Origin of the sequence: Mucilaginibacter sp. RCC_168 (assembly GCF_041355315.1) — a bacterium.
Classification (GTDB): Bacteria; Bacteroidota; Bacteroidia; order Sphingobacteriales; family Sphingobacteriaceae; genus Mucilaginibacter.
In genome coordinates this window covers 31485-42560 of the sequence record NZ_JBFUPN010000038.1, presented here as the reverse complement: position 1 = coordinate 42560, position 11076 = coordinate 31485, and the positions used below count along the sequence as shown (strand labels likewise).

Sequence of the window (11076 nt, the reverse complement as noted above, 5' to 3'; positions counted from 1 at the left end):
GTTTTAGTTTTCACTTTTGTTAACTTTAAGTTACTGTGAAACTTCTATCCGAAGCTTGTTTTTCAAACATACTAACTTTATATTGTACAGAGCAAACATGTATAGTTGACCTGCCTGTGTAGAGATTGCTTCGTACCTCGCAATGACGCGTATATTTTTATTAGGCCCCTCTTTCGGAGAGGATTTGGGTTTATTTACCGCTCCATTTTTGTTGTAAAAGCTTCATAAAATATCCCCCAACCACACTGCGTGCCTGAAAGCCTACCTGTTTACCGTTGGTAGTTTCGTACCAGTCGCTCATGGGTACACGGGTTGGTGTTTCGGTTGCGTATTTATATACCGGATTGGCCAGCGCCTCAAAATCGGTCCTGTTTTTAGCCAAAGTAGCCGTCCAGATGATCCAGTCGCTCTTGGTATAGGTTTTACGGCTATCCAGCGGCAATCCGTATTGATTTTGTTTAGTCAGATAGAATTTCACCTCACGGTCATAAACCGATTGCGGGAACAGGTTTAGGCCAAGGATCTTGTCCCAAACAATATTATATTTCTGGCTCCAGGTTTCTTTTTTATCAAATACCAGGGAGTAATGATCGCCGGCATCAGCCATTTTCATCCATTTGCTTACCATATCTTTAGCCATGGCCCTATATTTTGTGGCTACATCTTTTTGACCAAGCAACTCAGCCAGACGGGCATAACAACCTATACCTACAATAGCTTTGGCCGATAAATTGGCGTTGCGTGCCAGGTGACCGGCAAAATCATCGGTACATAACTGATTAGCAGGATCCAAGCCTTCCTTAGCTAAGTAGTTTGTCCAGGTGGTTAATATTTTCCAGTGTTTTTTGGCATAAGCAGGGTTATTGCCGTTAGCCTTTACTACAGCTAAAGTTAATGCCAGCATATTACCAGACTCTTCTACAGGCATGCCCTCGCCATAAGTTTGACCATTGGCTAATGGATAAGTACCCAGATCATGTGCAGCAAAATCATGCGCGAATTTACCGCTTTCGCTAAAATAGAAGATCCCATTCATCATACCTTCCATCAGCTTAGAATTGTAAAGCAAAAATAACGGCGCCGAGGGATAAGTAATATCAACAGTATTGATAGAACCATTACTGAAATTCTCTTTGGACAGGAACAAGATCTCACCCTGCGGGCTTTTTACCAATACATGAGCCGCAATACTTTGCCGGTAAGCCAATACACACAATTTAGCATAATTGGCACCACCAGCATTCTGAGCATCTTTATACATGGAGATATTAAACGTGGCGCATTTTTGCAGTACTGCAGGATACTCCGCGGCGGCTTTTGCCAATACTTGCTCTATAGTTTTGGTTTGGGCGTTTTGCCACCATGGTTTTAAATTGGTATGGAAGTATTGTACGGGCGTGATATCATCATAGCCTAACTCTATAAATTTAGCCACAGCTGTTTTACCCACTTTACCAAAAGGTATCACGGTATTTAAAACCAGGTTGCTTCCCTCCTTTGCGGTTGATTTGCTGTCGCCGCTAAAAAATGAATCGACAGATTGCTTACTTGTGCTCACGTATTGTTGTGCGTTGGCTGATTTTGGTGCCGCTACATACATATATCCCCAATCGATACGCAGGTCATCACCTTTCTTTTGCAGTATAGGCTGTTCTATAGTGCCCGCTTTTAGAATAGATAACGTACTTGATGAGTATTGCTGTGTGGTTACCGGTTGCTGTGGTGTATTACGCGCTATATCTGTCGATGCACCGAAGTAAATCTTTACATCATGCGCTGCACCATCATTTGATTTCACTTTATAGCTGATGTAGGATACCGGGCGTGATAAAAGATTCAGGTCACTCATCAATAATGGCGAAGTGAAAGTTAATTGCAGGTCGGCTTTGCCGCATTTAAAGTTATAAATGGTTTGGGTAGCATTCAAGATTACACTGGTTTGTTTAGCCAGTTCAAGAGCGGCGTGCCCTTTTGGTTTTAGTTCATCGGCCAAACCTGCATCCAGCCAGGCACCGCCACCGGTGTTGGTACAATGCAATGCCAGCATATTCTCACCTTTTTTCAGAGAGCTTACAGCGGCATCACTCAATGTAAAATATTGCAGATCACCGTTGGCGCCACCCTGCTCGCTCACTTTTTTCCCGTTAATATAAACCTCTGCTTCATCGTCATGGTGTAACCTTAGCCAAAGTTTATTAAAGTTAAGGTCATTTAGTGTAAAAGTCCTGCGCACCCATATATCCCGACCTGTCCATAAGGTTTTAGCAGCCTGTTTATCATTGCTGAAGGGGGCTGTCCCAGTTTTCCAACTGCTATCATTAAAATTGGCAGATGCCCAGTCTTTGGAAGGTTCTGTCTCTGTGTATTTACAAGTATAGGGCTTTTCATCAGCCGCGGCCAATACCGTTTTGTATTCCAGCGATTCTTTACCCATAAAACGGTAAACGGTACCGTCGACTTTAATGAGGCCAAGAAGTGATTGATCTTTGCCCGTCCAGTGGTGCGTGGTAGATTCATTCAGGTTATCTGAGAACGACCAGATACTGAAATAAGGATTGTGCGTAATAAGCGGATAAGCCGGCGCTTTGGTGGCCTGTGCCCTGGCCAAAAAGCCTGCTAACATAAGGCAAGCAAATAATGGGAACCTTTTCATGTTTTTATAAATGGTTTATACAATATAGAATTATAGCGCCGTAAATATTTGCATTTTCCGACTTAAAACAGATGCAACACCACAAAAAGCGTTAAATTGACGACTAATTGAGACGATATGTAGAAAATGTGCGGATGTGCGGATGTGCAAATGAAAATAATTGATTGATGATTTGATCTCTTAATTTGCACATCTGAAATCTGCACATCTGCACATCTGATCTTATTTGCACATCCAATCTTATTTAAATACTTCAAAGCTATACTGCGCTACACTCCAAAACTCATCAAGCGCTGTAATACGGGGTTTAAAAAAGGATATCAGGGCTGGCCAGTCGTTACGGTTAAAGATACTTGCAGACGGCAGCGTTTTGATGATTCGGCTTATCAGCTTATTGCTTTCGTTGCGGGTATGGAGTTCCCATTCCCACTCTTCGTTAAGGCTGCTATCCAGTACTGTTTTCAACTCTTTGAACTGCTCAAACATCAGTTCCTGCATGCCGGCATCAGGATGTGATATTTCGATAGCGATATAAGCATGGCGGTTACCGGTTTGCATTTTAAAGTTCAGGTGCTTAATGCCCGTTTTATAATTGATCCAGTTAATTCTTAAACCGTCCGCCGATAGCTGCGGTGCTATATATTGCCCAAAGGCAGTCCAAAAAGCCTGTCTTATCTGCGATGCCTCGTCTTTTGAATACAATGTATTATTGATTTTACTAAAGCGGTAAAATTAACAAAAAATTGACTGCAGCGTTAAAGAACAGGCCGGAGATAGTGATACAACCGCGTAAGAATAAAGATTATGATTTTAATAATATCGGGGTGATGGTTCATGCTATAAAGGAAATTTACCGTGGCTAAGAAATAGGTTTCTGTGATAAAATGAATCAAAAAAAGCAGCCTGTTTGAGGCTACTTTTTTTGATTTAGAGGTATACATTTAAAACCTGTCCCAAAATGCGGGTGGTTCAATACCCAGGCTACGCAGAAAAACATATCCCTGAGCCCTATGATGGATCTCGTTGTCTACAACATACTGCATGGTATTGATGTTTTTATTTTCATAAGCGCCAAAAGCTGCTTCCACTTCCTGGAAACGCTCTGGTGAAATTTGCGGCCAGTATTCGTTCAATTCAAGGGTGATCTGATCCCAGCGTTGCAGGATCGAGGCTTTAGTTTCTACGGCTACATTTTCTGTGGCATGATTAAGCGTTTCAGCAGACCTCCATGTTCCGGTAACTAAACCCTCAACACCATATTGCGACAGGTCCATAATTTCAACTGCCATTACACCAAATGAGCGCATCCCTCCTACTGAATAACCAAATAATTTATCTTCAGGAAAAGCCTCGATAACCTTCCTGGTCAGGCTGCGGTGCCCTTGCCAGTTATTTAAAAAAGTTTCTGGTGAAATAAACTGGGTAGCTGAACTTACTTCCGGTTGAATTGCATTTGTTTCCATGGTTTCTTTTGTTTTGATTTTGTACTACAAAGAAACCAAGGGGTAGTGACAACCTTATGTCAGCAGTATTCAAAGAAATTTTAAAATTGAAAATTCTTTGAATTATCTATTTTTTTATAAGTTTACCGCAACTTTAGGGGTGTCCTTCAATGGACTGAGATAATACCCTTTGAACCTGATGCAGTTAGTACTGCCGAAGGGAAAAGTGACGATAACCCAGTGGGTTATTTTTTCTTTCCTCCATGTAAACGGGGCCATTCCTAAAGTTGAAATTTTAGATGTAGAATGGAAATCACCGTAAATCAACAAACTTACCAGGTTACCGATGTGTGCAATGTGCAGCAAATGCTTGCTATTGTATTTGATGCGCTGCCAAAAGGTATTGCCGTAGCCATCAATCAGGCCATTATTCCACGGGCCGACTGGGCCGATCATCAGATCAGTCCCCAGGATCAAATCGTCATCATCAAAGCAACACAAGGAGGATAAGGTTAGATGTGCAGATATGCAAATGTGCTGGTGTGCAGATGAAACGATCATTGAAATACTCCCAGCGATAAAAATCACTAATTCACTAAATCAATAATTCAATAATTATTCACGGATGAAGCAAGAAAAAATCCCAACCGGTAAGGTATTAACTACCGAGCCCTTTCCGGCCTCCAGAAAGGTTTTTGTAAAAGGACAGCTGCATGATATCCAGGTAGCCATGCGCGAGATCAGTTTAAGCGATACCAAACTGCATGGCCGTTTTGGCGAAACAGAGCCCAACGCCCCGGTTACTGTTTATGATACCAGCGGCCCATATACGGATGTTGATGTAGTTATCGACGTAAAAAAGGGTCTTCCTCGTTTGCGCGAACAATGGATCATGAATCGTGACGATGTGGAGCAGTTGGAAGGCATATCCTCTCAATACGGGCAACAGCGTTTAAATGACAACAGCCTGGATGAACTGCGTTTTGCGCATGTAAGCAAACCTTTACGCGCAAAGCCCGGCATGAACGTGTCGCAGATGCATTACGCCAGAAAAGGCATTATCACCCCCGAAATGGAATACATCGCCATTCGCGAAAATCAGCGTATTGATCTGCTAAAAGAACAATTGAACGGGCAATATGAGGTAATGAGTCATCAGCATCAAGGCCATAGCTTTGGGGCAAATACCCCTAAAGGATACATCACACCCGAATTTGTGCGCTCAGAGGTTGCCGCCGGTCGCGCTGTGATCCCTTCCAATATTAACCACCCGGAAATTGAGCCGATGATCATTGGTCGCAACTTTTTGGTGAAGATCAATGCCAACATCGGCAACTCAGCCGTTACTTCCAGTATTGAAGAAGAAGTAGAAAAAGCAGTGTGGGCTTGCCGCTGGGGTGCAGATACCATTATGGACCTATCTACAGGGAAAAACATCCATGAAACCCGCGAGTGGATCATCCGCAATTCGCCTGTGCCCATTGGTACAGTACCTATTTACCAGGCATTGGAAAAAGTGAACGGAAAAGCGGAAGATCTGACCTGGGAACTATTCCGGGATACCTTGATCGAGCAGGCAGAACAAGGGGTAGATTATTTTACCATTCATGCTGGTGTATTATTACGTTATGTGCCACTCACCGCCAAACGCATCACCGGTATTGTATCCAGGGGTGGCTCCATCATGGCCAAATGGTGTTTGGCGCATCACAAAGAGAATTTCCTGTACACCCATTTTGAAGAGATCTGCGAGATCATGAAAGCTTATGATGTAGCCTTCTCTTTGGGTGATGGCTTAAGACCGGGCTGTATTGCAGATGCCAATGACGCCGCGCAGTTCGGCGAACTGGAAACCCTGGGCGAACTCACCAAAATTGCCTGGAAGCATGATGTACAAACCATTATTGAAGGTCCGGGGCATATCCCTATGCACATGATCAAGGAAAATATGGATAAGCAACTGGCAAATTGCGGTGAGGCGCCTTTTTACACTTTAGGACCACTGACTACAGATATCGCTCCGGGTTACGATCACATTACCTCGGCTATTGGTGCCGCCATGATCGGTTGGTTTGGTACGGCTATGTTGTGTTATGTTACGCCTAAGGAACATCTCGGTTTACCCAACAAAAAAGACGTGAAAGATGGTGTGATCACTTATAAAATAGCGGCCCATGCGGCCGACCTCGCTAAGGGACATCCAGGTGTGCAATACAGGGATAATGCGCTAAGCAAGGCCCGTTTCGAGTTCAGGTGGGAAGATCAGTTTAACCTCTCACTCGATCCGGATACTGCCAGGGAGTTTCATGACGAAACCCTGCCTGCCGATGGCGCCAAGATTGCCCACTTCTGCTCCATGTGCGGCCCCAACTTCTGCTCGATGAAAATTACGCAGGATGTACGGGAATATGCCAAAGAAAATGGTGTGGATGAGACAGCCGCGCTGGCAAAAGGTATGGAGCAAAAATCAAAGGAATTTACGGAGAGAGGAAGTGAGATATATCTGTAAAAGTCGGCTGTCATGTTGAGCCCGCCGGAGCATGAGGGTGGGCAACAGCGCGCGAGTCTTCGACAAGCTCAGACTGACAGCCCCAATGGATAAGATTTATGCAACTGATAGTTATTTCACATCCGGATACTGTAGCTCATGAAGCACAATTGATCAATCAGCTGTTTGAAGCTGGCTTGATGCGTTTTCATTTGCGAAAACCTGATTGGGATGAACAACAACTGTTAGGTTTGCTCAAGCAACTTGACCCGGCTTTTCATCCGTATATCGCATTACACCAGTATCATAACATCGCCATAGATTTTAATATCAAAAGACTTCATTATACCGAAAAGCACAGATTGACTACTGAGCAGAATAAACTGATCCATCAGAAAGAAGAAGATTTTGTATTAAGCACATCAATTCATGATATAACCGAATTGAGTGCATTAACACCATTTGATTATACCTTTTTCAGCCCCGTGTTTAACAGTATATCTAAGTCAGATTATCAAACTAAACTACCTGAGGGTTTCCATATCGATCTAAATGATACTCAACCAAAGATTATCGCCTTAGGCGGTGTGGAACGCTCGAATCTGGATAAACTAAAACACATGGGTTTTGATGGGGCAGCTGTTTTGGGCACAATATGGAACGATCCCACGCATGCCATCACCAATTTTAGGAAATTACAAGAACATCTTCCAAATACCCATCAACAACCAACGCTTTAGGCTTTATGCCTTTTGCTTTTAGCTTAAACAATATGATTGATAAACTTCATTATATATCCCAACAACCTTCAAATGGAACGCACCTTACCGCCATAAAAGCAGCGCTAAGTTCTGGCTGTAAATGGATCCAGCTCCGGGTAAAGGATCAGCCCGAAAACCTGATCCTGGAATATGCATTGGAAGCCCGGGCATTATGCCATGAGTTTGGCGCGAAGCTGGTCGTGAATGATCATCCAGAAATTGCGCTAAAATCCGGCGCTTACGGTCTGCACCTCGGCTTACAGGATATGCCTATTGTCCAGGCGCGACAGATAGTAGGGAATCGAATGATCATCGGCGGAACTGCAAACACTTTTGAGCATATCCTGCAAAGAGTTGCCGAAGGCGCCGATTATATCGGCCTTGGCCCCTACCGGTTTACCAAAACCAAAGAAAAGCTAAGCCCGATTTTGGGATTGGAAGGCTACCACAAGATTTTAGAGTGGGTAAGGTCGGCCGGGATCAGCATCCCCATCATCGCCATTGGTGGAATTGAACCGGATGATATCGCCGCTATCATGCAAACAGGGGTCCATGGTGTGGCCATTTCGGGAGCAATCACTTATGCTGTTGATGCGGCACAAACCACACAATATATCTACCAGCAGTTACATATGAACGTTTTAAAAGAAGTATAAAAGCCTCACCTAAATCCTCTCCAAAGGAGAGGACTTTAAATCACATTTTTAAACCCTCTCCTTTGGAGAGGACAGGGTGAGGCGAAACATTTTAAAAAATATAAATCACAAAAAATGTTAAAAATAGCCGATAAAACTTTTAGTTCCCGCCTGTTTACGGGTACGGGTAAATTCAGTTCATCTCCACTAATGGAAGAGGCGTTGGTAGCTTCGGGTTCTGAGCTGATTACTGTTGCTCTGAAACGTGTTGATGTAAAAAACAATGAGCAGGACGATCTGCTGATCCGTTTAAAATACCCGCATATCAACCTGCTGCCCAATACTTCGGGCGTACGCAATGCCAAGGAAGCTATTTTCGCGGCACAGCTTGCCCGCGAGGCTCTGGAAACCAACTGGATAAAACTGGAGATCCACCCCGACCCTAAATACCTGATGCCCGACCCTATCGAAACCCTCAAAGCTACCGAAGAACTGGCCAAAATAGGCTTTGTGGTGCTGCCCTATATCCACGCCGATCCTGTTTTGTGCAAACGTTTGGAAGATGCTGGTACAGCGGCGGTGATGCCCCTGGGCTCACCCATTGGCAGCAATAAAGGTTTAAAAACCATTGATTTTTTAGAGATCATTATAGCGCAAAGCAATGTGCCGGTTATTGTTGATGCCGGAATAGGTTCGCCATCTGATGCTGCCTGGGCACTTGAAATTGGCGCCGACGCTGTATTGGTGAACACTGCCATAGCAGTTTCTGGTGATCCTGTGCGTATGGCCGCTGCCTTTAAAATTGCTGTGGAAGCCGGACGGATGGCTTTTGAAGCCAAACTGGCCTCTCCTGTTTCACATGCGGTTGCAAGCAGTCCTCTAACCTCTTTTTTAGATGTATAGCTTTAACGATATTTTTGAAACCTATAACTGGGATGAGGTAAAGGCAAGCATCTACGCCAAAACCGGCGCAGATGTAGAAAAAGCGCTATCGGCCACCAAACGTACGCTGGAGGATTTTAAAGCGCTGGTGTCGCCCGCGGCTGCCCCCTATTTGGAGCAAATGGCGCAGCTTAGTCAGCAGCTTACCCTTAAACGCTTTGGCAAGGTGATCCAGATGTATGTGCCGCTCTATCTATCCAACGAATGCAGCAATATTTGCACCTATTGCGGCTTTAGCTATGATAATAAGGTAAAGCGAAAAACACTATCGCCCATGGAAATTATGCAGGAGGTAGCGGTGATTAAGGAGATGGGTTATGAACATGTGCTTTTAGTAACCGGCGAAGACAATGTGACCGTGCATGTGGAATACTTCAAAAGAGTATTGGAACTTATCCGTCCGCATTTTGCGCATATCTCAATGGAAGTGCAGCCTATGGATCTGGAAGATTATGAGCAACTGACGCCTTATGGCTTAAACACCGTATTGGTTTACCAGGAAACCTATCACCGGGAAGATTATAAGAAACACCATCCCAAAGGAAAAAAATCGAATTTCAAATATCGTCTGGAAACGCCAGACCGACTCGGACAGGCGGGCATCCATAAGATGGGCCTGGGGGTATTGATCGGTTTGGAGGACTGGCGGACCGACTGCTTTTTCACCGCCTTGCATTTAAATTATCTTGAAAAGAGGTACTGGCAGACCAAATACAGCCTGTCCTTCCCCCGGCTACGCCCCTTTAGCGGTGGATTGGAACCTAAGGTAGAAATGAACGACCGTGAGCTGGTTCAGCTGATCTGCGCTTACCGCTTGTTTAATGAGGAAGTAGAATTATCGATCTCTACCCGAGAATCGCCACATTTCCGGAATAACATCATCAAATTAGGCATCACCTCTATCAGCGCGGGTTCAAAAACCAATCCGGGTGGCTACGCTGTTGAGCCAGAATCATTGGAGCAGTTTGAGATCTCGGATGAACGGAGTCCGGCCGAAATCGCCAAAGTGATCACGCAGCAAGGCTATGAACCTGTATGGAAGGATTGGGATAATTGTTTAACGTAACACCACCAGTCATGATAACAAGCGAAGAACTGAAACTCTATAACCGCCAAATCATATTGCCCGAATTAGGGCTGGCCGGGCAGGAAAAACTAAAAGCCGCCAGGGTACTGATGATCGGTGCAGGGGGTCTGGGATGTCCTGTTTTACAATACCTGGTGGCTGCCGGGGTTGGCCATGTGGGCATTCTTGACGACGACACAGTAGATATCAGCAACCTGCACCGGCAGATCTTGTATTCCATAACCGACATAGGCAAACCCAAAGCCGAAACAGCCAAACAAAAGTTGGAGTTATTAAATCCTTTCGTGGAACTAACTGCTTATAATGAGAGATTAAGTGCAGACAATGCGGAGAGGCTCATCAACAAGTATGATCTGGTCATCGATGGTTCCGATAATTTCACCACACGTTATCTGGTGAATGATACCTGTGTGGCCTTAAATAAGCCATTGGTATTTGGTTCCATTTTTAAATTTGAAGGACAGGTATCGGTGTTTAATTACCAGGAAGGGCCAAACTACCGTGATCTGTTTCCAGAGCCTCCCCCCGAAAACGAAGTGCCCAATTGTGACGAAATAGGTGTTATCGGTGTGCTTCCGGGCATCATCGGTACTTACATGGCCAATGAGACTATCAAGATCATTTGCGGCATAGGCGAAACACTCTCCGGCAAACTATTCAACATGAACGCGTTGGATAACAGCATGAGCGTTTATCAAATAGCCAGGCAAAAACAGACAATTGCAACATCTGTAACTGCTAATCAGGCGTCAGCTCATGATCGCGAGATCAGTATGGAAACCCTAACCAATTGGCTGGCAGAAAACCCGGATGAGATCTATCTTATTGATGTACGCGAAACCTATGAATTTGACGATTACAATATAGGTGGTGTAAATATTCCGCTTTACGAATTGCAGGAATCCGCAAGCATTATACCAGCCGACAAAAAACTGGTTTTCATTTGCCAAACGGGCCAAAGAAGCAAAATAGCGTTGCAATGGACACAGCCTTATCTAAAAAACGAGAAATACAGCTCAAAATTATGATGTGCGGATATGCAGATGTGCAAATAAAAAATAGTTATAT

The 11076-nt window shown here is 44.3% G+C and carries 10 protein-coding genes and 1 riboswitch; of the genes, 7 read left to right on the top strand and 3 right to left on the bottom strand.

The genetic code is table 11. From position 1 onward, the window contains the following. Positions 1–190: 190 nt before the first annotated feature. From AB6735_RS26605 to AB6735_RS26595, 3 genes are all read right to left on the bottom strand, one after another. Positions 191–2653 (bottom strand): glutaminase domain-containing protein, encoded by a 2463-nt coding sequence (locus AB6735_RS26605; protein ID WP_370999227.1) that lies wholly within the window; start codon positions 2651–2653, stop codon positions 191–193. Positions 2654–2893: 240 nt separating this feature from the next. Further along, positions 2894–3355 (bottom strand): DUF4268 domain-containing protein, encoded by a 462-nt coding sequence (locus AB6735_RS26600; RefSeq protein ID WP_370999226.1) that lies wholly within the window; start codon positions 3353–3355, stop codon positions 2894–2896. A 239-nt stretch (positions 3356–3594) separates the two neighbouring features. Then, positions 3595–4116, bottom strand: coding sequence for a DinB family protein (locus tag AB6735_RS26595; RefSeq protein WP_370999225.1), 522 nt, complete (start codon positions 4114–4116; stop codon positions 3595–3597). A 125-nt stretch (positions 4117–4241) separates the two neighbouring features. Then, a riboswitch (TPP riboswitch) is annotated at positions 4242–4335 on the top strand. Between the two features lie 66 nt (positions 4336–4401). Here AB6735_RS26595 and thiS point away from each other — a divergent pair. The 7 genes from thiS (at position 4402) to moeB (ending at position 11036) form a co-directional block, all read left to right on the top strand. Next, positions 4402–4605, top strand: a complete 204-nt coding sequence (gene thiS, locus AB6735_RS26590) for a sulfur carrier protein ThiS (RefSeq protein ID WP_370999224.1) — start codon at positions 4402–4404, stop codon at positions 4603–4605. A gap of 115 nt (positions 4606–4720) precedes the next feature. Beyond that, on the top strand, positions 4721–6604 hold the full coding sequence (gene thiC / locus AB6735_RS26585) for a phosphomethylpyrimidine synthase ThiC (RefSeq protein ID WP_370999223.1): 1884 nt from the start codon (positions 4721–4723) through the stop codon (positions 6602–6604). A gap of 98 nt (positions 6605–6702) precedes the next feature. Continuing rightward, positions 6703–7323 carry a thiamine phosphate synthase gene (locus tag AB6735_RS26580; protein ID WP_370999222.1) on the top strand — a complete coding sequence of 207 codons (621 nt, stop codon included), beginning with the start codon at positions 6703–6705 and terminating at the stop codon, positions 7321–7323. A 32-nt stretch (positions 7324–7355) separates the two neighbouring features. Beyond that, positions 7356–8000, top strand: coding sequence for a thiamine phosphate synthase (locus AB6735_RS26575; RefSeq protein ID WP_370999221.1), 645 nt, complete (start codon positions 7356–7358; stop codon positions 7998–8000). A 114-nt stretch (positions 8001–8114) separates the two neighbouring features. After that, a complete protein-coding gene (locus AB6735_RS26570; RefSeq protein ID WP_370999220.1) occupies positions 8115–8882 on the top strand; it encodes a thiazole synthase in 768 nt (255 codons plus the stop codon). Beyond that, positions 8875–9987, top strand: a complete 1113-nt coding sequence (thiH, locus tag AB6735_RS26565) for a 2-iminoacetate synthase ThiH (protein ID WP_370999219.1) — start codon at positions 8875–8877, stop codon at positions 9985–9987. The genes AB6735_RS26570 and thiH overlap by 8 nt, the downstream gene beginning before the upstream one ends. An 11-nt stretch (positions 9988–9998) precedes the next feature. Next, positions 9999–11036, top strand: a complete 1038-nt coding sequence (gene moeB / locus AB6735_RS26560; RefSeq protein WP_370999218.1) for a molybdopterin-synthase adenylyltransferase MoeB — start codon at positions 9999–10001, stop codon at positions 11034–11036. Positions 11037–11076 lie beyond the last annotated feature (40 nt).

What these genes read in the sequence shown, in the direction of transcription:
- AB6735_RS26605 (WP_370999227.1), bottom strand. Translation starts at nt 2,653, where the DNA reads ATGAAAAGGTTCCCATTATTTGCTTGCCTTATGTTAGCAGGCTTTTTG.
- AB6735_RS26595 (WP_370999225.1), bottom strand. Translation starts at nt 4,116, where the DNA reads ATGGAAACAAATGCAATTCAACCGGAAGTAAGTTCAGCTACCCAGTTT.
- thiS (WP_370999224.1), top strand. Translation starts at nt 4,402, where the DNA reads ATGGAAATCACCGTAAATCAACAAACTTACCAGGTTACCGATGTGTGC.
- thiC (WP_370999223.1), top strand. Translation starts at nt 4,721, where the DNA reads ATGAAGCAAGAAAAAATCCCAACCGGTAAGGTATTAACTACCGAGCCC.
- AB6735_RS26580 (WP_370999222.1), top strand. Translation starts at nt 6,703, where the DNA reads ATGCAACTGATAGTTATTTCACATCCGGATACTGTAGCTCATGAAGCA.
- AB6735_RS26575 (WP_370999221.1), top strand. Translation starts at nt 7,356, where the DNA reads ATGATTGATAAACTTCATTATATATCCCAACAACCTTCAAATGGAACG.
- AB6735_RS26570 (WP_370999220.1), top strand. Translation starts at nt 8,115, where the DNA reads ATGTTAAAAATAGCCGATAAAACTTTTAGTTCCCGCCTGTTTACGGGT.
- thiH (WP_370999219.1), top strand. Translation starts at nt 8,875, where the DNA reads ATGTATAGCTTTAACGATATTTTTGAAACCTATAACTGGGATGAGGTA.
- moeB (WP_370999218.1), top strand. Translation starts at nt 9,999, where the DNA reads ATGATAACAAGCGAAGAACTGAAACTCTATAACCGCCAAATCATATTG.